Here is a 22,693-nt window from a genome sequence, read left to right on the forward strand (position 1 = left end):
GGGAAGGGCGGATGAGGGGCGCTTTTGACCCAAGAGTGCGCAGACGCTACTTCCCCTCACCCTGCGTCGCTACGCGACGCGGTCCCTCTCCCCGCAAGCGGGGCGAGGGGCAAGGCGAGTAAGCGGCGGCGAATGACTGCCGAGGAAATGGTCTTGCCTGATATGCTCCCGCAACGGTTGCTCTACCGACACGGACAAGTCGGTCAAATCGCAACCATGACAAGCACGATCAGCACGATCAGCACGATCAGCACGATCAGCACGATCAGCACGATAAGGATATCGGTGCAGCGATGCCGCAACGCAGCGAACGGATCAAATCACTCGCGTCGATCACCCAGTTCCGCATCGGCGGGCTGCTGATCCAACCCGACGGGCTGCTCGCGATCGGCGAGGACGGTCCGGTCACGCTCGAACCTCGCATGATGGAAGTGCTCGTCGCGCTGGCGGAACGCGCCGGCGAAGTGATGAGCGCCGAGCAGTTGCTGATCGAGGTATGGCGCGGCACCTTCTACGGCGACAACCCGGTGCACAAGACGATGGCGCAGCTGCGTCGTCGTCTCGGCGACGACAGTCGCGCGCCCCGCTACATCGAGACGATCCGCAAGCGCGGATATCGCTTGATCGCCAAGGTCGCGTTTCCCGACGATTACCGTCATGGACTGCCGCGCGGCGAAACATGGTCCGGCGGCAGCCCCTACCTTGGCCTGCGGCCGTTCGACGACATGGATTCGGCCCTGTTCTTCGGCCGCAACCGCGCGACGGCCGAGGTCCTGGCGACGCTGCGCCGGCAGGTCGAAAACCGCAGCCCCTTCGTACTGATCTCCGGCGCCAGCGGTTGCGGCAAGACGTCGTTGCTCCGGGCCGCGGTCGTTCCACTGCTCAGCCAGCCCGGTGGCTTTGACGGTCTGCATGCGATGTCAGCGGCGTATTGCGACCTCGGCTCCTGCGCAGGCGGCGATCTGCTTACGCGGATCGCCGAAGCGCTGTGCCAGTGGTCGCTGGACGGACGACCGGTATTCCTTGCGTCCGATGTACGCGACCGGGTGCAGGAGCTGCGTGGAGCACCCGACGCGTTGCGCGCCCGGATCGCTCACGCTCTCACGCGCGTTTCGCCATCGCGCGGGCCTGCTCCCCGGCATCCTTGCCTGCTGCTCACGATCGATCATGCCGAGGCTGCCGTCGCCGTGCCCGGCATGACGGATCGCGATCGGAGCGACTTCGGCGCCGCATTGAGCGCCCTGTGCGGCTGCGATTCCGTCGCCGTGATCGCGATGACCCGCAGTGATTTCTATCCGCGCCTGATCGAGGCGGTTCCCGCCATCGCGGCGCTCAAGGCCGGCGAAGGGCATATCGACCTGCTGCCCCCGCACATCGGTGAGATCGCTGAAATCATTCGTGCACCGGCCGCGCTGGCCGGATTACGCTTCGACGAAGACCAGGAAACCGCTGCTCGCCTCGACGACACATTGCGCGATGCGGCGGCACAGCACCCGGACGCCCTGCCTCTGCTCCAGCACACGCTGCAGGCACTGTACGAACGTCGCGACGACGACGGTCTTCTCAGCTTCCGTGCCTATCGCGAATTCGGTGGACTCGAAGGGGCGCTGGCGCATCGCGCGGAAGACGTCTTCGCGACCTTGCCTGCCGCCGCCCAGGCGCGACTGGATGGCGTGCTCTCGCGGCTGGTGGTCGCGCATCCCGACAGCGACGCTGTGACGGCACGACGCGTGCCCATGTCGATGCTGGAAGATGCCGACGCGCATGCGCTGGTGGAAGCCTTCGTGCGCGCGCGTCTGTTCGTCGGCGGCCTCAGCGGCGGCGAAGCGGGTTTTGGTGTCGCGCATGAAGCACTGCTGCGACAGTGGCCGCGCGCCCGCGAATGGGCACGCGAGAACCAGGCGTTGCTGCAGGCACGCGAGCGCCTGCGGCGCGCCTGCCGTCGCTGGGTCGGCGAGCAGCGTCGTTCTGATCGCCTGCTCAACCCCGGCCGTCCGCTCGAAGAAGCACTCGAGGCCGCGCGCCGGCTATCGGCAGATCTGTCCACGGACGAACGGGAGTTCCTGCACGTATCCGAACGCGCCGTGCGGCGTCGCCGTTATCTTCGCAATGCTGCCGTTGGTGGACTGGTCGCCTCGGGTTGCATTGCGGTGGCGTTCGGGTGGCAGGCACAGCAGGCGCGACAGGAAGCCGAGCAGCGCCGCAACCAGGCGCAGGGCCTTGTGGACTTCATGCTCGGCGACCTCGCCGAAGGCCTGCGCCCGGTCGGCAATCTCAAGCTACTGGATGGCGTCGGCACTGAGGCGCTGGACTATCTGGAACGCCTGCCGGCGGCCGACATGCAGCCGCGCGAACTCATCAACCATGCCCGCGCGCTACGCACCATCGGCGAAGTACTCATGAACCAAGGCCGCTTCGATGCGGCGCACAGCGCGTTCCAGCGCGCCGATGCCGTGGCGCGACGGGCACGCGCACGCGCGCCGGACTCGATCGAAGCGGTTGCCGAATCCGGCACCACGGCCTACTGGTTAGGCGATTACGCCTATCGCCACAAGGATTTCGACGAAACCGAACGCCGTTGGCAGGAATACCGTCGTGCGTCCGAAGCGTTGATCGCACGCGCCCCGAACGATCCGCGCTGGCGTCTCGAACTTTCCTACGCTCTCAACAATCTCGGCACGCTGGCTCAAGGTCGCGACCGCAGTCTGGAAGCCGCGGCCTTGTTTGCGCGTTCCATCGAGCTCAAGCGCGAGTTGCTCAAGCAACGTCCCGCCGACAAATCTCTGCGCTATGAGCTGATCGATTCCCTCGCCTGGCTCAGCAGCGCGCAACAGGCCGAAGGCCAGTTGAGCGATGCAGCCGAGGGATTCCATCAGCAGATCGGCATGCTGCGCGAATTGCTGCGCGACGAGCCCAGTGCCGATGCCTGGCGTCGACGGCTGGCGACTTCGCTACTGCGAAGCGCAGACTTGGCGCTTTCCCGTGGACTGGTCGACGACGCGCAACGCGACGCGTCGGAAAGCCTGGCACTCTTGTCCAAGCTCACCGCGCAGCAACCGGACAATCGCGTCTGGCGACGCGACCTGGCTCATGCCCAGTTACAGGTCGGCTGGATTGCCATGCTTCGCCTTGATCGCGAGCACGCGCGGCGCACGCTCGAAGCCGCGCACACCACACTCGCGCCACTACTGCGCGAAACCGAGCCGTTGCCCGAATGGCTCACACTGGATGCGATCGTGCGCCTGCGTCTGGCAGGCGTTGAAGCCGATGACCGCTCAGCAGAACAGGAAGCCGAAGCAGTCATCGCAGAACTGCAGTCGCGCCACTCACGCGCTCCCGATGACCGTCTGGCGGCCATCACATTGGCGCATGCGCAACTCTGGCGCGGCGACCGTCTCGCCAAGGCCGGCCGCATCGATGAGGCGCGCGCCGATTGGCAAAGCGCGCGCGACGTACTGGGGCCGTCGGCGAAAACGACGCACGACCCGAGCGTCCTCGATGTCTGGGTGCGCGCCCTGCAACGAACCGGCGCCGAAGGTGCCCTCGCGGTGCCGCTTGCCCGGTTAAAGGCCGCGGGCTACCGCCATCCGGACTTCATCGCCCTGTTCGATTTCCCCGCACCACCATCGAGAGCCCGACATGACTGATCAAAACCCGCCGCTGAAACCGCTCGAACGCGAGATGTTCCTGACCGTCGCCTACACCGGTTTCGGCGGCAACACCAAGGATGGCAATTACTTCTACAGCTTCGCGCCGCACATGGTGCTGGTCGGCAAGGGCCAGCAGGGCCTGCGCATGCGTTATGTATTCCAGGACGAGGTTCCCGAGTATTTCCGGATCGTGGCCCTGTTGAGTTCCGATTCGCACAAGCAGATCCACGATGTCGAAGTCGCCGACGACGGGCGCAGTGTCCGTTTCAAGAACCACGCCAACATCCAGACGCTGATCTTCTTCTCGATCATCGTCCACGACGAACGCCGCGACATCATCTTCGGCTGCGACCCCCAGGTCGGGAACGATCCGGAAGTCCGGCCCCTGCCCCGCGGCTGACGCGCTGCGACGCATCGCCCGGCAGGGCCCGGGCGATGCGCTCCTGTGCAAGTCTCAGTCGATCTTGCAGAACGTGTTGTAGTGGTCGTTGGTGAAGTAGCGGGCATCGACCTTGTTCTTGGTCGTGCCCATCGTCACCAGATAGACCAGCCGCCAGGTGCCCGCATTCGGGCCGTCACGCAGCTTGCCTTCCCAGTACTCCTGCGGCGGACGCGACTTGGGCAGCTTCTTCTCGTCATTGTTGAATCGCTGCACGTCCATATCCTGGCGGTTACAGGCCAGCGGCGGGTTATCCATCGTGATGCACACGGACATGGTGCGCATGGCCTCCTTGACCGAGGAATGCAGGCCCTTGCAGCCGGGCGTGCCGGCCTGTGCCGCCGGCAACGCACCGAGCAGGCCGGTGATGAGTGCGCCGGCGGCAACCCGGCGGAGTGCGATCGTCTTGTTCATGGTGAAGCTCCTTGAGGGTGAACGCGTTGCGGGGTGCATACGCGGTGCACAGCCTTTCCCGCTCTCCCCCGATGCGCCTGACGACAACCTGACGATTGCACCGCGAGCGCTCTTTCTCTGCCCGCCCACGCCGCGGGCGCCCTCGGCAACCAGCGAAGCAGCCGCAACCAGCAACGCGCAACCCGCTGATCCGAAAGAACTTATCGACCCGTAAGGTTGCCGTCAGGCGGCGAATTGGCGACCGAGCGAGGGTGCCGCCACCGGAGCGACGGTTGCCACGCCCGGGGTTGCGCATCGATCGATGCGCGGCGATCGGCATCGTCGCCGGCCACTGGAGGCCGGCTCATCGCAAGGAGCTTTGTCATGTCCGCATCAAGCACCGAGACCCTCGAACGCGAAGAAGCGCGTCCGATCTCCGCCTTCACCCACGGCGCCGTCAGCCGTCGCCTGCTCCGCCGGGCCCGCGGCGACGCCCGCGCGCTGGCAGCCGCGGAAGCCGACGACAAGCCGTGGGGCCTGCTGTATCGCGCCCTCATCAACTCGCTCGGCACCTCCGCGAACAACTTCCAGCTGATCTATCCGTTCGTGAGCTGGACCTGGCCGACGGCCACCGCCGGCACGATCAGCAGCCCGCAGTACGACTTCTGCTCGACCGCTCCGCAGTGGGATGCCGTGGGGGCTTACGTCTCCGGCGGCGACCGTGTCGACCTCGCCTACCAGCAGTTCCTCCGCGTCATTCCGGTCGCCACCGACGATCCGATCCTGCGCGACCAGATCAATGTCGCCACCGATGCGCTGACCACAGCCAGCAATCAGTACACGCAGGCCGTGGACATCGCGCTGGCGCGCTACGACGACCTGGTCAAGGACAACTCACCGCCGTTCACCGAATGGCTGGGCACGCCTGCCGGTCGCGGCTACCAGACCAACATCGCTTCGGCGCTCAACAAGATGGAACAGGCCGAGATCAACCTGGCCGCGTTGGTCGATCAGGCCAACACCCCTGGCCTGGCCGACGCGCGCAATCAGTTCATCAACGAGGACTTCTACGTTCGCCTCGCCGACCCGAACCTCACCAAGCTGCCGAAGGTGCCCAACTGGTCGATCTCGCAGAACTCCGCACAGTGGCTGGATAAGGTGAAAGCCGGCAAGGGTCCCGCGGGGGCGACGATGGGCTTCAGCAGCCGCGAATCATCGTACGACTTCAGCAAGAGCTGGGCCGGCGGTCAGGCCAAGATCCAGCAGCTGTTCTGGGAAGTACGCGTCAACGGTCAGTGGGAGCGCATCGATGCGTTCGAGACCGACAACCAAGTGGAAGTGTCGCTGGAATTCGCGGCCATCGACCTGATCCAGATCCAGCCCAGCCCCTGGTACAACGGCGGCTTCGTTCGCAGCATGGCCAAGGGGCCCTTCATCCGCGGCTACAGCCCCTACGGCGAGGACGATACGCAGGCGGTGTACGGCGAAAGCGGCTTCTTCAACCTGCTCAAGACCGGCATGTACGTCGGTTACAAGCCGAGCTTCAGCATTCGCACCAGCGCTTCGACGTTCAAGCAGTTCTCGGAGAAGTTCAAGGTGGCGACCGGACTGCGCATCGGTCCGTTCACCTTCGAAGCCAGCGGCGGCAGCGAGAAGTCGGGCTGGAACGCGGACTCCAACGGCTCCAGCTTCACGGGCACGACGACGTCGGATCAGCCGATGATTCTGGGTATTCAGATCGCAAAGCTGCCGAAGAGCGATGACTAACAAGTAATGTCGGAGTGCACCGATCCAGATCGAGTGCTCCGCGGAAACAGAATCGGGGGCAGCTGAGCTGCCCCCGATATTCTTGGGCCCACCCAAATCGAGAACCGCAGTCAGCGCACGCGCTGGTATTCCAGCCTTACCGCGATCCTTTCCTTGCCGCTGTGAACCTCGTAGTACTCGTACGAAAAATGATCGACATCAAGGATATGCAGGACTTCGCGAACTGGGGTCGCCTTGGCTTCACCGGTCGGATCCGACTGGGCTCCCTGGAAGGTATAGGCGTTGCTTGCCGCGTCGTATGCGCCATGCGCAAGCATCGCGCCGGTGAAACTCGTATCCATCCAGCTGCTGAAGTACTCGCCGGTGACATTGTCGTATCCGATATAGCCGACGCCTTCGAACGGCTTACCGCCCGCGGAGAAGCGCAGATCCTGGCGCAGGTGTCGTTCGCCCAGCACCATGGCGAACGTGGCAGTGCCCTGCTCCACCACCGGCAACGACTGCCCCGGCTCCAACCATAACGAGACGGTGACGTCCCAGTCGCCGGCCAAGGCTGCGATCCGCCGGTGTTGCTGTCCGACCATTCCGGCTCTTTCGAACAGGGCGGACCGCTGCTCCGGCGTCAGCTTGGATTTCGTCGGCATGTTGGCGGCGGCTGGCGACGCTGAAGCCAGCGACAGCGCGAGGGCCAGTGCGAATGCAGTTGCGGAACGTTCGTTCATCGTGTGCCTCCTGTCTCATGTAGTGGGCAGGCGTCGGCACGGGTTGCGCCACCGCCAAACTAGACGACAGCACCGCACATCGCTCGTGCCTCTGCTCGTCGTCGAAGACGAATGAAAGCGGAGTGGAAGCACGACGTCGATTACGTGGGAGGTAGTGATCCTGTATTCATCGTAGCCAGACCGCGACAGAAGTCCGCAGTGACCTCGTCCATCGGAAAGCAGCTTTCGATGTGCAGTTCCTGCAACGTCACATCGCCGGCCGAAGCGAAGGTGGTGATGGTGGAGAAAAAGCGCAATTCGCGGCCATCCACCGAGAAGACCGTAGTGAGTACCGGCGATGGCGGCTGGATTAGGTCCGGGCGCCGCCATTGCGCTGGCACATCCGGATATGCCAGCGCCTCCTCCAGCAAGCCGCGCGCGATGTGATCGCCTGGGGAGGCCGCTACGATCGCATGCAGGTGACGGATCAGATCTCCGGCAACTTCTTCCCAGTTCACGATGATTGCGCGCAGATCATTCGGATCGAAGGCCTGCCTGATCATGTTGCCGTGCGCGCTCGGCCGTCCGCCCAGCAATGCTGCGCCGAGGCGCTCGGCGGCGGCGTTGCCGCCCAAAACATCCCAATACCGATTGACCAGGAACGCTGGGTAAGGCTCCTGCTGCTGCAGGATGTAGTCGACGGCGCGCCGGACACCCGACAATTCGGGCATGGCCAAGGGACTCTCGGGATACCGCGGCGCGTATCCCGCGGCGATGAGCAACGCATTGCGCTCACGCAACGGCAGATCGAGCGCTTCGGCCAAGCGCAGGACCATGTGTGCGCTGGGCTGCGATCGACCGGTTTCCACGAAGCTCAAATGACGCGGCGACAAGCCGGCCTTGAGCGCAAGATCCATCTGGCTTGAACGTCGTACGCCCCGCCATTCGCGAAGCAGTCGGCCTACCGGCATGATCTGGTTCATCGCTATGCATACCCCAGTAATTGGCAATGGGACTAGCGCCCGGATGAGTTGCCGCCGCCACGGATGACATTGGCCGAGCCAGGGCGCCCTTCCATACCGCTGGGGTCCGCACCGAGCAGGCACTCGTAAAGCCCAAACACGTCATCCGCATCCACGCCAAGGTCGCCCAGCGCATACAAGGTGGCGAACACCGCTTCGTAAGCCGTTCCTCGCGCGATCAGGCACAGGTCGTTCGGCGTCGCGCCACGCGCGAGCACACGTTCGATCGCAAGCCCCACATCGGCGAATGGGGCGTCTGGGTCGCGCTTGCAATTCTCGACCACGCGATACAACGCTTCCGGGTGCAGTTGCGCATTGATGATCGAGCGCCACAGGTGATTGAGCAGCTCTTCTTTCGTAGGCATGTAATTTCAGAGCGCCCTCACCAAAGATGCCTGGATCGGCACCGACGACCAGCGCAGTGCAGCACGCGAACTGGCAGGACGCAGATAGAGCACCTTGCCCGGTTGCAGTTCCTGCTTGTCCTGCGCGGCATACATGCCGGACGGCCCGGCCGCATTGAACGCCATCCCCTGCACGAACGAAAGCCATTGCTGAAACGGCGAAAGCTCCGCGGCACCCGCGACAGCGGTGAACAGCAGGGAAAGCAGGAGCGCCCAGCGCATGCGTTTACCTCATGGGGCTTTGATGGAGGCCGTATTCGGCGCATCGCCTGCCCGCTCCGCGATTGGACGGACAATCTGCACCAGCGAAAGCAGCATTTTCCCGGGTTCTTCGTTCATTACTTCGTGCCCGGAATTCTCGAACCACACCAGCTGCTTCGAAGGCGCGTGCACTCGCGCGTACCATTCGGCGGTCAGGGTGGACGATGCATTCACGTCGTGACGTCCGAGAAAGAGGATCAGCGGGCAGCGCAGATCGCGGATGTGGCTCTGGTCCAGCGTGAGCACCTTGGCAAGCAGCTTGTCCATCGAGTACTCATTAGCTGTCCAGATGTTCGCGAGATCGGCATCGGAATACTCGGGGGAGAGGTTGACCGCCGCCGATTCCGCATCGCCTCCGGTACGGCCGTACACCATTCCTCCGTAACGGTTGAGCCATTTGCGCTGTACGAACAGGTCCTGCAGCTTCAGCGGAGCATCAGATTCCGCATACGGTGCGATGGACTGCAATTCGCGGATGGCTTCGGCATTGCGGTCGCGCTGCGCCTGCTCCATCGTCCAGGCCCAGCCTCGACGTTCGTTCTCCGGTCCATCGATCAACTGCCCTACCCCAATGTAGGCATGCAGCCAGTCGGGATGACGCTGCGCAAGCTGCAGGCCTAGATAGCTGCCCCAGGAATGCCCCAATACGAAGATCTTCTCCTTGCCGAGCTTTCTCCGCAGCAGCGCAACCATTTCCTCGCTGTCGGCCACCATGCGTTCGATCGTCATCGTCGGCGCGACGGCGGCCGGATCGTTGGCACCGTAGGTCTTTCCGGCGCCGCGCTGGTCCCACTGCACGACCGTGAAGTACTCCTCCCAGCCGCGCTGGAAGTACCAGCTGGTCGGCATCGACACCCAGCCCGGCCCACCGTGCAGCATCAGTAGCACGGGGTTGCGCGGGTCGTTGCCGCGGATCGTGATCCACTGGTCGATCCCGCCGATGTGCACTTTTTCCTGCCGCTCGATGCCGCCGGGTACGACGATCTTCCGCATGTCCGCGATGATCCGCGTCGCTGCCGCGCGGTCGTGTGGCCCCGGTTCCACGGCGGAGGCTGCGGTGGGCACGGCCAGTGCGACGACGAACAAGGCGACTGCGATCGTTGGCTTGAACAGCGCTCTCATGAAGCTTCCTAAAAGTCGGGCGTCAGACCACCGGGCGCTTATAGATCAACAGGACAACACCTGAGCCCATCCCAGTGGAACTGAGCAGTTCGAGATTTGTCCGGGTGCCGTTGGCGAACAGACGCCGGCCTTCGCCAAGCAGCAACGGATAGACCAACAGGTGGTACTCGTCGACCAGGTCCTGTTGCACCAGCGCCTGAACCAGCGAATGACTGCCGTGGACCAGCAGGCTTCCCTGATGGCGCGCGCGCAGCCGCGGCAGTTCCGTGCCCAACCGCTCGATGCCGCCGATGACGTGGGTGTTGTTCCAGTCAGCGTGCGTGAGCGAGTTCGATACGACGTACTTGTCCATTTGATTGAAGCGGTCCGCGTAGTCGCCCGATCGCGAGGGCCAGGCCGCCGCAAACGCTTCGTAGGTCTTCCGACCCAGCAGCTGGGCGTCAGCCGCCTTCAGTTCCTCATCCTTGAAGCGCTCGATGGTGTCGTTCCAGTACGGGAACGACCACTTCTCCGGCGCCTCGATGACACCATCCATGCTCATGAACGATGTGACGACCACTTTGCTCATTACCTTGCTCCGGCTGTTTTGAAGAACGACGTTCGGCCTGGTCTGAAATCGACACGCTGCCTGCGCCCGAGATGAACAGGCGGGAATAGGAGAAGCGTGGCGCATACCTATCGCGCCGTTCTCCGCTACCGCTAGGCAGCATGAAAGCCGGTCGGGAGCGTGACGTCGATTACCTGCGAGGTAAGAGTCAATCTGACCCTGATTGCCAGCAGCGGCACGCCTTCTCCCCGCAATTTGGGGAGAAGGTCGACGCGGGTGCTGGGCTGCTGAGGGAAGGGGCGGATGAGGGGGCCTTTGATCTTCGCCCCTGCGGATTAGTTGCTAACGCGCCGGGCCGAGGCTCCCAGCAGTTTGTCCACGACAAGCGCCACCGCCACTCCGGCGAATTGAGCCATGACGAACCCAGGCACATCGTCCGGCCGTATTCCGGCAAACGTCTGCGTTAGAGCTCGCGCCGCAGTCACCGCAGGATTCGCGAACGACGTACTCGCTGTGAACCAGTACGCCGCGAAGATGTAACCCGCCACCAGCGCCGGAATCGCCTTGGGCCGCGCACGCAGCCCCAGCAAGATCGTGAGCAACAGCCCCGCGGTGGCCACGCCTTCGCTCAGCCACTGCGCCGCTCCCGTGCGCACATGGGTACCGGGTTGCAACAACGGCTGGCTGAACATCGCATGCGCCAGCAGCACGCCGACGATCGCGGCGACCACTTGTACGGCGATGTACGCAAGCGCTTCCCTCGTGGACAGCTCGCCACGCAAGCGCATCGCGATGCTCACCGCGGGGTTGAAGTGAGCACCCGAAATCGGTCCCAGTACCGTGATCAATACATACAGGATGCCGGCGGTCGCAGTCGCGTTGGCCAGCAGCGCAATGCCGTCATTGCCACCCGACAGCGCCACTCCCATGATCCCGGACCCCACCACCGTCGCGAGCAGTACGGCCGTGCCGAGGAACTCGGCGAGCAGTTTTCGAGCAAGCGTCATCACAGCTCCGCCAGCAGTCGCTTCACCCGCGCGGAGATTTCGTCGCGCACCGCTCGATAGCCATCGTCATCCATGTGCTTCGGATCCGGCAGGCCCCAATCCTCGCGCTGCTTCGCCGGAACCCACGGGCAGTTGTCGCCGCAGCCCATGGTGATGACGGCATCGAACTCGCCAGTGATCTCGTCGAGCGATTTCGACGCATGCGTAGTCAGGTCATAGCCGAGTTCAGCCATGAACCGCACCGCCTTGGGATTGATCTGACCCGATGGCGCAGAACCGGCGCTCAGCGCGTCGACAGCGTCGCCGCCATGGATATGCGCGAAGGCTTCGGCCATCTGGCTGCGGTTGGAATTTTCAACGCAAACGAAAAGAACACGCTTCATCGAGCAGTCTCAGAGAATAAGGAATTTGGACATGCAGGTTGCGGATGCCGGACAGATCGAGCGGAACTCGCCGCTTGTCTGCACGGAAGCCGGCGCGCTGCTGCGCGGGATGACTCCGTAGCCCCGCCGTGCGAAGAACGTTTCGGCGGTCTGCGTCAGCAGCACGAGTTGCGACAGATTGCGTTGCCGCGCCTGCGCTTCGACGGCTAACACCAACGCAGCGCCGGTGCCGCTGCCACGGTGCGTGGCTTCCACCGCGAGCGAGCGCACAAGTCCGGCATCCGCGAGTATTTCCAGTCCCACCACGCCGACGATGCGCCCGTCCTCGACGGCGACGGTGAAGTCTATTGTTGCCGTATCCAGGTCCTGAATCGGCAGATCGTTGCCGGCGAGCAAAGCACGGATGCCCGCGCGCTCGGATTCGTTCGGTGGTCGCAATTGCATGCGTCGTCGCCTCAGCAGCACCCGGACTGTGGCGGACAGCACGCGGCGCCCTTGTCTACCTTCGGCTTCATCGCGCGCACGTCCGGTGTGCACGCTGCACCATCGGTCGCACACGCTGCATCGGCGGCGTAATAGGTGGTGGCTTCGCCCATGGTGTGGAAGGTTTCCCAGCGCGTACCTTGCGGATCTTCGGTCCACAGCTTGTCGGAGCGTGCGTAACAGCAGATCGCCGCATCCTCCGGCACTACCGTGCCACCCGCAGCGGCCAGGCGAGGACCGAGCGCGTCGAGTTCATCCGCGGTATCCACCTGCAACCCAAGGTGATCGATACCGGGCTCGCGCCCGGTATTTGAGATGGCGAAGTTCACGCGTGGGTCTTCCAGCATCCACTTGGCGTAGTCGTGCTTCACCACGGTGGGCTGCATGGCGAACAGCTCTGTGTAGAAGCGAATGCTGCCAGCGAGATCGGCGACATTGAGATGCACGTGGAATCGGTTCATGGCTTTGCTCCTTTCTTGCGTGGCATACAGACCGAAGCCGGACCGCAGCCGACGGTGCCGGCGCAGCAGTTCTCGGTCAGATAGGCCAGTAGTGCGTTCATCTGCCCGTAGTTGGCCCGAACCCGGATTACCCTGCCTTCGCGCTGGTCCTCCACGAGCGCGGCGGCGCGCAGCACGTTGAGGTGTGCGCTCAGAGTGGCCGGCGGCAGATCAAGACGCTCGCGCAGTTCGCCGACCGAAAGCCCATCGGGACCGGTTTGGACCAATTGCCGGAAGGCTGCGAGACGGGACTCGTGGCTGAGGGCGGCAAGAGCAGCGAGTGCGGTGGTGGTTTCCATATTTCCATATTTCCGGAAATATGGAAATTAGTCAACCGGGCTCCCACCCTTCCCTGCCAGCTACACGCCAAACACATCAAACGTCGCAAGCGCGTTCGGGCAGTGATCATGAAATGACTGCGCAAGAAAAACGCCCCGGCAAGCCGGGGCGTCGTGTTTGCAGCATCGAGCGAATCAGGGACCAGTACGCAGCGTCAGGTTGTACGTCTGCAGGATCGGCAGCACCGGTTGGAAGAAGCTGCGGGTGCGGCTGTTGGGCTGCTTACCCTTGCAGCTGCCGCTGCCGCCGGACAACACGCCCTGTGCCTGGCCGGGAGTGGTGATGAACGATCCGCCCGAGTCGCCGCCTTCGGAGCACGCGGTGGTGCGCGTCAGGTTGAGGATCGTTTCGCCAGTGCTGTAGTTGACAGTCTGGCCCTTGGCTTCGATCGTGCCGCAGCGCCAACCCGAGGTGCGACCGGAACGGCAAACCGCGGCGCCGATGGCAGCTTCGGTGCTGCCGCGCACAGTCACGTCACCCTTGCCCCAGCCGTATACGGTTGGCAGAAAGTTGTTGCCTGCGTCCTCCCTGATCCAGGACCAGTCATTGCCGGTCTGCCCGGGATTGGGGAAGCTCGAAGCGGCGAACGTGCCGATCTTGGGGCCGACGGTCCATTGCGGTGACAGTTCCAGATACACCGGTTCCCCGGCATCGCCGCAATGACCGGCGCTGACGTAGCCCGGCGTGCTGCCCTGGGTGACGTTGAAGCCGATTGAACAGGCGTAGAGATATCCGTCACCAGGATTGCGCAGGTAGCCGAGGCCACCCTTGAGGTCGCTACGCAGGCTAGGTTGTTCTTCGTCGATCACGAAGCTCACGTTCTGGGCATCGGCGCCGCTCGCCGCGACGAAGTCGATGCCGGCCTGCTGCCGGCCTTGACCGATGCTGACGACGACGCTGTTGCCGGGCACGTCAACGTACCAGCCATACACGCCGCCAGGCGCCTTGCCGCCGCGGGCCAGCACGGCGTCGAGCTGTGCCTTGGACGCGTCGAGCTCGTTGAGGCTGCGCCGCGCGTTACGGATCTCGACGTCGGCGCCTGCCTTCTGTGGACCGATCTTCGTCGTCGCGACCACCAACTGGAAGTTGCCGTCGCTGCCGCGCTCGATCCAGCTGCCAGCGAAGCTGCGCCCTTGCGCCTTGGCCAGCTGCTTCTCCTGCAGCGCCGCGAGGTGTTCGACCTTGAGGTATTGGGACAACTGCGCCGAGGTCAGGCCAAGGTCACGCTGCATGGTCGCTCGGAGCGCAGCCGGCACTGTCTCCGGAGGCGCCGCGGAAGCGGTCATGGCCATGGCGAGCGGGAGTGGCGAGAGCACGATCAGGCCGCGCTTGGCCCACGAAACAAGCTTGCGCATCTGCAAATCTCCAGTCGGATTGGGTTCGGTTTGCAGGACCTGTCTTCCCCCTGCGATGAGGGAAACGCGCTTATCGAAGTGGCCCGGCCGGGCGATGCTGTCCGCGGTGGTATTCAAGGGGCGTGAAGCCGCGAAGCACGGAAAGCGACGACCTTAGGTATCGCGGGTCGCCGAATTGAATCGTTCATGCAAGCCGGGGCCTTGCCCGACCACTACTGTCATGAACGCAACGATGAAGGCAATCATCGCCGCGCGCAGGTCCGCTTGGCCGTCGGCGGCTGGCAGGTCACCGAAGCCAGATTCGGCATGGCGCGGATAACCGTAGCCGGGATCGCGAAGCGAACGAGGCTTCCATCGCGCACCAGACCCGGATGCATTGCGCTTATCCGGGCCAACACATTTTTGCTTGGTCGCTCGTTGCCGATCAGGTCGCCGGCTTGATGAGCCAGCAGGCCTTGGTGACCTTGCTCGAGCCCGGCTCGGTGAAGTCCGCCAGAATCCGGTAATTCGGGCCGCCATCGATGCGGCGCAACACCTTGCTCCAGCCTTGCTTGCCGGCGCCTTCGTTGAACGACCACACGCGGTCGTCGACCCTGAGCTGACCAATGGTCACGTTGCCGCGCGATTCGGTAGACACCACGGTGTTGTCCGCGAAGCCGCTCCTGCACACCCCCATGCCGACGCCATTGCTGTCAGCGCGAGCCGCTGCGGGCATGAGGCCAATTGCGACCATCGCGGCCGCGAGCTTGTAGGTACGCATTTCAGTTTCCCCCGTTTCCGTCGTGGCCCTGGGCCTGCCGCCCCATGAACTAGGCCCGGAATGGGCGACATCCGGGCCGCGCAGCATAGAACGACGAACGGTCGAAAACACCCTACAGCCGGTATCGCCCTGCCCCGGCGACCTGCCGACGGAGGCGCTCCGCCCCTGCCACCCTCCCCGACCCACCGCCAAATCAACCTTGTCCGCCTCCCCGCATCGCGGGGAGACGTCTAAAGCGGGCGCTACCCACTGAGGAAGGAGGTTGAGCGGCGCTACGACCTCAAGGAATCTGACACGACGGACACGAAACAACCTTGCACGTGCACGTAGTCGCATTCCACGTCCCGCCCTTGATCTCGCACTGCGTCGCGCCGTTTACGGGACAAGTCGGCGGGGTAACCGGCGGCGCCTCGTAATCGCGTCGGTCGTCGAACAGCTGCGCCCAGCGCCCATCGAATCCGCCGTTCTCCGGCAGGTACCACGCGCCCACCAGCCAGATGCCGGCTTCGTAATGTTCACGCGTGTCCAGCACACCGGAATGGACGAAGAAATCGTGCTGACGCCAGTAATTCCCGATCGAACCGGCATCGCCGCTCGCCGTGGCGCGGGTGCGGTTGAAGCTGTCACGACCTGCACCATCGTAGCCCCCGAAGTCATCCGAGCCGGAAGTAAAGTCATCGGCATTCGCTTCGGCCGAATACGCGCCCCAGAACCACGACTTCGCGATCACACCATCACGGCCATCGGTCCCGTCGGAGCTGTACGCATCGCGTGAGCCCAGATAGAACCGCTGCAGACCAGCGGGCACCTCGGTCACACCGGCTTCGTTGACGATCGGGCTATCGAGCAACACGTCCTCCGTGCTGTCGGCCGTCCAGCTGGTCGACCATGTCGATCCGCCCCATTGCGTTGCGAATACATCGGCCATGTCCTGCAGTTCATAGGTGATGCGCTTGACCTGCGACCACGACGTCTGGCTGTCGCGACGGGAAGCCAGGGACGACGCGCTGGAATAGCTGATCGGCTTCGCATTCCACGCCGACACAGCCGCCGAGGAGGCCTCGGGCACCCAGACGTAATGCACGTTCTTGTCATCGTCGTTGGTGACATCGACATCGGCCGTGCCGTTCGACGCAACGCTCGCACTAATCGTGCTGTAGGAGTCCTGCACGAAATGCAGTTCGTGCGCATGCGTGGTGCCGTAGCCGGTGTCCTCGTCGGCCTGCCAGATCAGGACGTGTTTGCCGGTAGCGACCTGCATGAACTTGAGATCCGAACTGCCGGCACTACGCATGACGTGATCCGAATGACTGGTCACCGTGACGTGGCCGACGACTTCGCCCGCGCCGCCTGGCGTGCCGGTCACGCCGCGCACCGAAATCTCGATGCGCTCCCAGTCGTGGATCTGGCTGGCCATTTTGTCCACTGGATGGAAGACGTGAAAGAGCAGTAACACCCCTTTGCTGCCGTTATCCATGTACTCGACCATCGACGAATACAAGGTTGGCCGGATGCGCCAGTTCTGGTAGGCGCCCGAACCAGCCGCGCCAGCGGCGACGTAATTCGACAACACATTCGCCCAGGTGTAGCGGTTGTTGGAGAAATTTGAATCGCGATCGAAGTCGTAATTGGAAATCCAGTCGCGCCCGGGTTTGCTGCTGTCTTCCTCGGCGCGCTGCAGGATTACTGGCGCGTAGTAGTTCAGATACGCCTGGCGCTGCGCCTGGTTAAGCGTCCACGCCTGGGCTTGCGCCGAATTGGGAACCAGACCCGCCCCCAAGAGCAGTAACAGCGCGCACAGAAGAAATCCCCTCACATCCACAAACCGTGACTCATGCGGAACATTGCCAATCGATTGCATTTCCAGCTCCTTTTAGTCGTTCCATTCCAAACGTCTTCACCAACTAACTATCGAATCACCACGCGACCATACCTTCCGGGACGTGCCACTAAGCCCATCAAAGATGTCGAAAGCATGGCAGCGCCCCAAGCACCCGGGCCCCACTTCGAAATGGAGAGACGAGGTCCACCGATGTGCAATGTGCGCGACTGGACGATAGACGACTGCCATCTCAGGGGCTGAGCCGCTGAGCCGCAGGTCCGGCTCTGCAGACCCTTTGAGCGACACCCGACACCTGGGAAGGTGTCGTCGAGCGCGGATGGCAAGGCCATCTCCTGGCCGAAAGCGCGCGCCGGCGCTGACCCGGGATGGCCGGGGCCTCAGGGCCGCCTCGTTTGACCAGATGAGACGTCGCATCCAGCCGGGGTTGGTGCTGTGCGGCGAATAGGGGAAGGGGCATGGCGGGGGCATGGGAGGTCAGGCTTGCCGATGCGCGTTTCGATCCGGTCTACAGACCGATCGAGCGCTGGGCCGAGCTGCGTCCTCATTCGACGGCGGCGCTCTTTGACGGGCAATCGCTGGATTACGGCGGGCTTAACCGTCGTGCCAATCGGCTGGCCCGGCACCTTCAGGCGCTGGGAGTCGGGGCGGAGGTATGCGTCGGCGTGCTGATGGAACGCTCGCTGGACCTGCCGGTGGCGTTGCTGGCGGTGTTGAAAGCGGGTGGCGCGTTCGTGCCGCTGGATCCGGCGTATCCGAAAGAGCGGCTGGCTTTCATGCTCGCCGATACCGCCGCGTCCGTAGTACTGACGCAGTCATGGCTGCGAGGGCGTCTGCCCGCCGATGCCGGCCCCATCGAATGCGTATGCGTCGATACGGCGTGGGACTCGCTCGCGCTGGACGCGACCAATCCCGACACCGAGATCGCGGCGGAGCAACTCGCGTACGTCATATACACCTCTGGTTCTACCGGTCGGCCCAAAGGCGTCGAAGTTCTCCATCGGGGGCTGGCCAACCACGCTGCCTGGTTCCGCGACTGCATCGACATCGTTCCCGGCGACCGCATCCTGCAGTGCAATTCGATCAGCTTCGATGCAACGCTGGCGGAGTTCTTCGCGCCGTTGCAGGGCGGCGCGGCCCTGGTGCTCGCCCTGCCCGATCGGCAAGTGGACATGCAGCACCTGGCCGGCGTGATCGCAGGGCAACATGTGACCATGTTGAACTGCGTGCCGTCGTTGCTGCGCGGCCTGCTGTCCGAGCGTTCGCTGGTGCCCGGCCGACTGCGTTACGTAGCCTGCGGTGGCGAGGCACTGTCACCGGACTTGGCACGCCGGCTGCGTGAGATCGTGCCCGGCGTGCGACTGGGCAATTTCTATGGCCCCACTGAAACCACCATCGACGCCACGCATTTCGAAGTCCCGCACACACTCGCATGCGATGCGGTGTTACCGATCGGTCGACCGATCGACAACACCTGGTGCGAAGTGCTCGATGCGGAGCGTCGCTGCGTGCCGCCGGGTGCCGTCGGTGAGTTGTACGTGGGCGGTGCCGGCGTGGCCCGTGGCTACCGCAACCAGCCGGCGCTGACGGCCGAGCGCTTCATCGATCATCCCGTGCATCCGGGCGCCCGGCTCTTCCGCACCGGCGATCGGGTGCGCCAGGATGCGGATGGCCAGCTTCACTTCATCGGTCGCACCGATACGCAGGTAAAGCTGCGGGGCTACCGGATCGAACTCAGCGAGGTGGAGACGACGCTGGCGGCCATCGAGGGTGTCGCCGCCTGCGCGGTGGTGTTGCGCGCCGATGCACCAGGCGAGCCGCGGCTGGTGGCTTTTGCGTCAGGCGAGGGTCTGCAGGCGGCCGCACTGCGCAACGCGCTGCGCGCTCAGTTGCCCGGGTACATGGTGCCCTCGGCCATCGTGTTGCTGCCGCAGCTTCCGATGCTGGCCAGCGGAAAGATCGACCGCGCGGGACTGTCGGCGCTTTCGCGCGAATCCCTCGCCCAGCACGCCTTCGAAGCACCGCGCGGTGAGCTCGAGCAGGAGGTCGCCGGCATCTGGCAATCGTTGCTGGCAGTCGAACGTGTGGGCCGCGACGATCATTTCTTCGAACTCGGCGGGCATTCGTTGCTGCTGGTGACCCTGCTGCAACGACTGCACGAACGAGGACTGGCGGCGAGTGCGCGCATGGTCTTCGACCATCCCACACTTGCCGGCCTGTGCGCCGCAATGGTTGCTTCGCAACCACCGACTGCGGCAGCAACGCCCGCGGCGCGCGTGCCCGAAGGTGCCCTCGCCCTCACCCCCACGATGTTTCCGCTGCTGCAACTCGAAGCGGAGGAACTGGCACGCATCGTCACCAAGGTGCCGGGCGGCTTGGCCAACGTCCAGGACATCTATCCGCTGCTACCGCTGCAGGAGGGGATGCTATTCCATCACCGCCTGCAGCAGCAGGGCGATGCCTATCTGTCGCGTTGGTTGCTCGCCTTCGACTCGCGCCAGCGTGCGGAACGATTCCTCGCCGCCCTGCAGCAGGTCATCGACCGGCACGACGCCTGCCGTACGGCCATTCTCTGGCATGGCCTTTCGCAGCCGGTGCAGGTGGTAGTGCGCCGTGTGCAGCTACCGGTGGCGAGACTTCCCCTCGGCGAATTACTGGAGCTGACCGATCCCAGGGTCTGCCGCATGGCGCTCGACGAGGCTCCGTTGTTCTCGGCGTTCGTGGCGGACGACCCGGACGGCGATGGATGCACGCTCGCCTTGCTGTCGCACCACATCATCAACGACCACGTGTCCGAAGATGTGCTCTGGGACGAGATCGCGGCGATCCTGGCGGGCACGCAGGCGAGCCTGCCCAGGCCGGTACCGTTCCGCACTTTTGTCGGCGAGGTTCTGGCTCGCGACCCGGCGGACGCGAAGACCTACTTCGAGCACGAACTCGGCGACCTGTCCGAGCCCACCACGCCATTCGGACTGGTCGATGTCCGCATCGACGGCAACCGGGCTTCGGATAGCCGGATCCGACTCTCCCCGGCGATGTGCGCGCGGCTGTCCGCCGTGGCGCGCACTGCTGGCATCAGCACGGCCACGCTATTCCATGTGGCCTGGGCGGTGGTGCTCGCCCGCTGCAGCAACGCGGACGACATCGTCTTCGGCACCGTGTTCTCCGGGCGACTCGCCATTGGCGGCGATGCCAGCAACAGCATGGGGCTGTTGATGAACACACTGCCGCTGCGCGTCAAACTGGCGCAACGCAGCGTGCGCGGGACGGTTGCCGCCGTCCATGCGCAGTTGGCAGCGATGGTGGAACACGAGCACGCGTCGCTGGTGTTGACCCAATCCTGCAGCGCCGTGCCGGCGCCCTCGCCGCTGTTCAACTCCGTGCTCAATTTCCGGCACTGCGACGGTAACCGCTTTGCGCCCGATGGCGTCGCCCGGCATCCCGATCTGTTCGGCATCACGCTGATGTCCGACGAAGAGCGAACCAACTACCCGATCTCCCTGACCGTGGACCAGTCCTCGGACGGTTTCACCATCACCGCCCAGTGCATCACCGGAGTCGATCCGGCGCGTGTCGCCGCCTATGTGTCCACGGCGATCACGGCGCTGGTTTCGGCGCTCGAAACCGGCGGGGACGACGACGTCGCGACACTGGACGTGCTGCCGCGCGATGAGCATGTGCGACTGGTGGTCGACTGCAATGCGACCGCGCGTCCGCTTGCGCGCGGCCGGATCGTGGATCAGGTGATGGCGCAGATGGCCCGCCATCCCGATGCACCGGCCCTGCGCTTCGGCAGCGAGCGCATGTGCTATCGGGAACTCGGCACACGTATCGACCGTGCCGCACGCCGGTTGCGCGCGCGTGGGGTGTCACGCGGGTCCCGGGTCGGCGTGTGCCTGCCGCGCGGCACCGGGATGGTCGTGGCGATACTCGCGATCCTCAGGGCGGGCGGCGCCTATGTGCCGCTCGACCCCGAATATCCATCGTCGCGTCTTGGATTCATGGCCGAGGATGCGGCACTGGATCTGATGCTGGATAGCTCGGGACGATGGGAGTCGCTCGTAGCCCCGGAGCGCACCCTGCGCCTAGTCGACCTGCTCGCAGATGCAGACGCAGGTGCCGACATCGGATGGATCACGGATCCCGAACGCGATGCACGCGGCGAGGATCCTGCTTACGTGCTCTACACGTCAGGTTCCACCGGGACGCCCAAGGGCGTCGTCGTACCGCATCGGGCGCTGGAGAATTTCCTCGCCAGCATGGCGCACGCCCCCGGTCTCACCGCATCCGACCGGTTGATGGCGGTGACGACGCTCAGTTTCGACATCGCTGCACTGGAGCTGCTGCTGCCCCTGTGTGTCGGCGCCGAGGTGATCATGGCGAGCCGTGTCACGGCATCGGACGGCATCGCGCTGCGGCAGTTGCTGGAATCCAGCCAGGCGACGGTCATGCAGGCCACTCCTGCAACCTGGCGGATGCTCATCGAAGCCGGTTGGGAAGGCGATGCGCAATTCAAGATCCTGGTCGGCGGCGAGGCATTGGCCGACGACCTGTCCAGACAGCTGCTCGCGCGTAGCGGTGAGACGTGGAATCTGTATGGCCCGACCGAAACCACGGTCTGGTCGACCTGCTGGCAGGTCCGCTCCGACCGTGCGATATCGATCGGCCGCCCTATCGCCGACACCACGATCTACGTGCTCGATGCGCACATGCGCCCCTGCCCGCTCGACGTAACCGGCGAGATCTACATCGGCGGCGCCGGCGTCAGCCTGGGCTATCACAACCGGCCCGAACTCACCGCGCAACGTTTCATCGCCGATCCGTTCGACGGTCGACCCGGCGCGCGTCTGTATCGAACCGGCGACCGCGGTCGCTGGTGCGCCGACGGTCTGCTCGAACACCTCGGGCGGCTCGACTTCCAGGTGAAGTTGCGCGGACATCGCATCGAGCCTGGAGAGATTGAAGCGCGGCTGCTCGAACATCCGCAGGTTTCGCGTACCGTGGTAGTGGTTCGGGAGGCGACACCGGGAGATCCGCGGCTGGTCGCGTATGTGGTCCCGACAACCGATGTGCCGGACGAGAGCGCGTTGCGCACGCATCTGCGCACCTCGGTTCCCGAGTACATGGTTCCCCGCCACATCGTCTTCCTGCCGCATTTGCCGCTGGCACCCAACGGCAAGCTGGACCGCGCCGCCCTGCCGGCACCGGATACCGCACAAACCGCTGCCGGTATCGGTTACGAGCTGCCGCACGGCGACGTCGAACAGACGATTGCGAACATCTGGAAAGACCTGATCGGCGTGGCGTCGGTCGGACGCCACGACAACTTTTTCGAACTGGGCGGTCATTCGTTGCTGGCGATGCGCGCCGTGGTAAAGATCGAGGCATTGACCGGCTCCAGGGTCACGATCCTGCAGCTCGCGACCAGCAGCCTGCGAGCGCTTGCCGAACAGGTATCGATGAATTCCAGAGCACGCGCCACGCGTTCGCTGGGCGGGATGCTGGAAAGCAGTTGGCGCCGACTGCGCGCAATGCTGATGGGCACCAGTGATGCGACATGGCCTGAATCGACACGCCCGCCGAACGCTTCACAGACGGCGGATCATTCCTTGAGCGGATCTGCAGATGTCAGTGATCAACGACGCGACGCGAGTGTCGACGGTTGATCTTCGGCCCACCTGAACAAGAAACCCCGGCCGAAGCCGGGGTTCTTGTAGCCC

19 protein-coding genes are annotated in these 22,693 nt (G+C 64.2%); 4 read left to right on the forward strand and 15 right to left on the reverse strand.

Annotation, left to right across the window (positions count from 1 at the left end):
- Positions 1-293: 293 nt before the first annotated feature.
- Positions 294-3,647: an nSTAND1 domain-containing NTPase gene (locus tag ACYVGK_RS08315; protein WP_460732892.1), complete on the forward strand. Its 3,354-nt coding sequence runs from the start codon at positions 294-296 to the stop codon at positions 3,645-3,647.
- Positions 3,640-4,050, forward strand: coding sequence for a hypothetical protein (locus ACYVGK_RS08320; RefSeq protein WP_460732893.1), 411 nt, complete (start codon positions 3,640-3,642; stop codon positions 4,048-4,050). The genes ACYVGK_RS08315 and ACYVGK_RS08320 overlap by 8 nt, the downstream gene beginning before the upstream one ends.
- A 54-nt stretch (positions 4,051-4,104) precedes the next feature.
- On the opposite strand, the gene ACYVGK_RS08325 is transcribed toward ACYVGK_RS08320, so the two are convergent.
- Entirely contained in the window at positions 4,105-4,503 is a 399-nt protein-coding gene (locus ACYVGK_RS08325; protein WP_460732894.1) for a ribonuclease domain-containing protein, read from the reverse strand.
- 363 nt (positions 4,504-4,866) lie between these two features.
- Here ACYVGK_RS08325 and ACYVGK_RS08330 point away from each other — a divergent pair, with 363 nt between their 5' ends.
- Positions 4,867-6,249: a hypothetical protein gene (locus ACYVGK_RS08330; RefSeq protein WP_460732895.1), complete on the forward strand. Its 1,383-nt coding sequence runs from the start codon at positions 4,867-4,869 to the stop codon at positions 6,247-6,249.
- A 110-nt stretch (positions 6,250-6,359) separates the two neighbouring features.
- Here ACYVGK_RS08330 and ACYVGK_RS08335 read toward each other — a convergent pair whose 3' ends face one another.
- From ACYVGK_RS08335 to ACYVGK_RS08400, 14 genes are all read right to left on the reverse strand, one after another.
- On the reverse strand, positions 6,360-6,971 hold the full coding sequence (locus ACYVGK_RS08335; RefSeq protein ID WP_460732896.1) for a DUF1579 family protein: 612 nt from the start codon (positions 6,969-6,971) through the stop codon (positions 6,360-6,362).
- A 140-nt stretch (positions 6,972-7,111) separates the two neighbouring features.
- Positions 7,112-7,933 carry a helix-turn-helix domain-containing protein gene (locus ACYVGK_RS08340; protein ID WP_460732897.1) on the reverse strand — a complete coding sequence of 274 codons (822 nt, stop codon included), beginning with the start codon at positions 7,931-7,933 and terminating at the stop codon, positions 7,112-7,114.
- 32 nt (positions 7,934-7,965) lie between these two features.
- The gene (locus tag ACYVGK_RS08345) at positions 7,966-8,337 is read right to left on the reverse strand and encodes a hypothetical protein (RefSeq protein ID WP_460732898.1); all 372 of its coding nucleotides are present in this window, start codon (positions 8,335-8,337) and stop codon (positions 7,966-7,968) included.
- A 6-nt stretch (positions 8,338-8,343) separates the two neighbouring features.
- Positions 8,344-8,598 carry a hypothetical protein gene (locus ACYVGK_RS08350; protein ID WP_460732899.1) on the reverse strand — a complete coding sequence of 85 codons (255 nt, stop codon included), beginning with the start codon at positions 8,596-8,598 and terminating at the stop codon, positions 8,344-8,346.
- Between the two features lie 9 nt (positions 8,599-8,607).
- Positions 8,608-9,759 (reverse strand): alpha/beta hydrolase, encoded by a 1,152-nt coding sequence (locus tag ACYVGK_RS08355; RefSeq protein WP_460732900.1) that lies wholly within the window; start codon positions 9,757-9,759, stop codon positions 8,608-8,610.
- 22 nt (positions 9,760-9,781) lie between these two features.
- Positions 9,782-10,327 carry a dihydrofolate reductase family protein gene (locus ACYVGK_RS08360; RefSeq protein ID WP_460732901.1) on the reverse strand — a complete coding sequence of 182 codons (546 nt, stop codon included), beginning with the start codon at positions 10,325-10,327 and terminating at the stop codon, positions 9,782-9,784.
- Positions 10,328-10,641: 314 nt separating this feature from the next.
- Positions 10,642-11,313: an aquaporin gene (locus tag ACYVGK_RS08365; protein ID WP_460732902.1), complete on the reverse strand. Its 672-nt coding sequence runs from the start codon at positions 11,311-11,313 to the stop codon at positions 10,642-10,644.
- Positions 11,313-11,696 carry an arsenate reductase ArsC gene (locus tag ACYVGK_RS08370; RefSeq protein WP_460732903.1) on the reverse strand — a complete coding sequence of 128 codons (384 nt, stop codon included), beginning with the start codon at positions 11,694-11,696 and terminating at the stop codon, positions 11,313-11,315. Before ACYVGK_RS08370 ends, ACYVGK_RS08365 begins: the two co-directional genes overlap by 1 nt.
- A gap of 9 nt (positions 11,697-11,705) precedes the next feature.
- The gene (arsN2, locus tag ACYVGK_RS08375; protein WP_460732904.1) at positions 11,706-12,140 is read right to left on the reverse strand and encodes an arsenic resistance N-acetyltransferase ArsN2; all 435 of its coding nucleotides are present in this window, start codon (positions 12,138-12,140) and stop codon (positions 11,706-11,708) included.
- An 11-nt stretch (positions 12,141-12,151) separates the two neighbouring features.
- Positions 12,152-12,640 carry an ArsI/CadI family heavy metal resistance metalloenzyme gene (locus ACYVGK_RS08380; RefSeq protein ID WP_460732905.1) on the reverse strand — a complete coding sequence of 163 codons (489 nt, stop codon included), beginning with the start codon at positions 12,638-12,640 and terminating at the stop codon, positions 12,152-12,154.
- Positions 12,637-12,978: an ArsR/SmtB family transcription factor gene (locus tag ACYVGK_RS08385; protein ID WP_460732906.1), complete on the reverse strand. Its 342-nt coding sequence runs from the start codon at positions 12,976-12,978 to the stop codon at positions 12,637-12,639. The genes ACYVGK_RS08380 and ACYVGK_RS08385 overlap by 4 nt, the downstream gene beginning before the upstream one ends.
- 174 nt (positions 12,979-13,152) lie before the next feature.
- Positions 13,153-14,373, reverse strand: a complete 1,221-nt coding sequence (locus ACYVGK_RS08390; RefSeq protein ID WP_460732907.1) for a S1 family peptidase — start codon at positions 14,371-14,373, stop codon at positions 13,153-13,155.
- Between the two features lie 424 nt (positions 14,374-14,797).
- The gene (locus ACYVGK_RS08395) at positions 14,798-15,133 is read right to left on the reverse strand and encodes a Hint domain-containing protein (RefSeq protein ID WP_460732908.1); all 336 of its coding nucleotides are present in this window, start codon (positions 15,131-15,133) and stop codon (positions 14,798-14,800) included.
- A gap of 280 nt (positions 15,134-15,413) precedes the next feature.
- Entirely contained in the window at positions 15,414-16,994 is a 1,581-nt protein-coding gene (locus tag ACYVGK_RS08400; RefSeq protein ID WP_460732909.1) for a hypothetical protein, read from the reverse strand.
- 437 nt (positions 16,995-17,431) lie between these two features.
- Here ACYVGK_RS08400 and ACYVGK_RS08405 point away from each other — a divergent pair, with 437 nt between their 5' ends.
- Positions 17,432-22,639, forward strand: coding sequence for an amino acid adenylation domain-containing protein (locus ACYVGK_RS08405; RefSeq protein ID WP_460732910.1), 5,208 nt, complete (start codon positions 17,432-17,434; stop codon positions 22,637-22,639).
- The last annotated feature ends 54 nt before the right edge of the window (positions 22,640-22,693 follow it).

Source organism: Lysobacter tyrosinilyticus, assembly GCF_054779815.1.

What these genes read in the sequence shown, in the direction of transcription:
- ACYVGK_RS08315 (WP_460732892.1), top strand. Translation starts at nt 294, where the DNA reads ATGCCGCAACGCAGCGAACGGATCAAATCACTCGCGTCGATCACCCAG.
- ACYVGK_RS08320 (WP_460732893.1), top strand. Translation starts at nt 3,640, where the DNA reads ATGACTGATCAAAACCCGCCGCTGAAACCGCTCGAACGCGAGATGTTC.
- ACYVGK_RS08325 (WP_460732894.1), bottom strand. Translation starts at nt 4,503, where the DNA reads ATGAACAAGACGATCGCACTCCGCCGGGTTGCCGCCGGCGCACTCATC.
- ACYVGK_RS08330 (WP_460732895.1), top strand. Translation starts at nt 4,867, where the DNA reads ATGTCCGCATCAAGCACCGAGACCCTCGAACGCGAAGAAGCGCGTCCG.
- ACYVGK_RS08335 (WP_460732896.1), bottom strand. Translation starts at nt 6,971, where the DNA reads ATGAACGAACGTTCCGCAACTGCATTCGCACTGGCCCTCGCGCTGTCG.
- ACYVGK_RS08340 (WP_460732897.1), bottom strand. Translation starts at nt 7,933, where the DNA reads ATGAACCAGATCATGCCGGTAGGCCGACTGCTTCGCGAATGGCGGGGC.
- ACYVGK_RS08345 (WP_460732898.1), bottom strand. Translation starts at nt 8,337, where the DNA reads ATGCCTACGAAAGAAGAGCTGCTCAATCACCTGTGGCGCTCGATCATC.
- ACYVGK_RS08350 (WP_460732899.1), bottom strand. Translation starts at nt 8,598, where the DNA reads ATGCGCTGGGCGCTCCTGCTTTCCCTGCTGTTCACCGCTGTCGCGGGT.
- ACYVGK_RS08355 (WP_460732900.1), bottom strand. Translation starts at nt 9,759, where the DNA reads ATGAGAGCGCTGTTCAAGCCAACGATCGCAGTCGCCTTGTTCGTCGTC.
- ACYVGK_RS08360 (WP_460732901.1), bottom strand. Translation starts at nt 10,327, where the DNA reads ATGAGCAAAGTGGTCGTCACATCGTTCATGAGCATGGATGGTGTCATC.
- ACYVGK_RS08365 (WP_460732902.1), bottom strand. Translation starts at nt 11,313, where the DNA reads ATGACGCTTGCTCGAAAACTGCTCGCCGAGTTCCTCGGCACGGCCGTA.
- ACYVGK_RS08370 (WP_460732903.1), bottom strand. Translation starts at nt 11,696, where the DNA reads ATGAAGCGTGTTCTTTTCGTTTGCGTTGAAAATTCCAACCGCAGCCAG.
- arsN2 (WP_460732904.1), bottom strand. Translation starts at nt 12,140, where the DNA reads ATGCAATTGCGACCACCGAACGAATCCGAGCGCGCGGGCATCCGTGCT.
- ACYVGK_RS08380 (WP_460732905.1), bottom strand. Translation starts at nt 12,640, where the DNA reads ATGAACCGATTCCACGTGCATCTCAATGTCGCCGATCTCGCTGGCAGC.
- ACYVGK_RS08385 (WP_460732906.1), bottom strand. Translation starts at nt 12,978, where the DNA reads ATGGAAACCACCACCGCACTCGCTGCTCTTGCCGCCCTCAGCCACGAG.
- ACYVGK_RS08390 (WP_460732907.1), bottom strand. Translation starts at nt 14,373, where the DNA reads ATGCGCAAGCTTGTTTCGTGGGCCAAGCGCGGCCTGATCGTGCTCTCG.
- ACYVGK_RS08395 (WP_460732908.1), bottom strand. Translation starts at nt 15,133, where the DNA reads ATGCGTACCTACAAGCTCGCGGCCGCGATGGTCGCAATTGGCCTCATG.
- ACYVGK_RS08400 (WP_460732909.1), bottom strand. Translation starts at nt 16,994, where the DNA reads ATGCAATCGATTGGCAATGTTCCGCATGAGTCACGGTTTGTGGATGTG.
- ACYVGK_RS08405 (WP_460732910.1), top strand. Translation starts at nt 17,432, where the DNA reads ATGGCGGGGGCATGGGAGGTCAGGCTTGCCGATGCGCGTTTCGATCCG.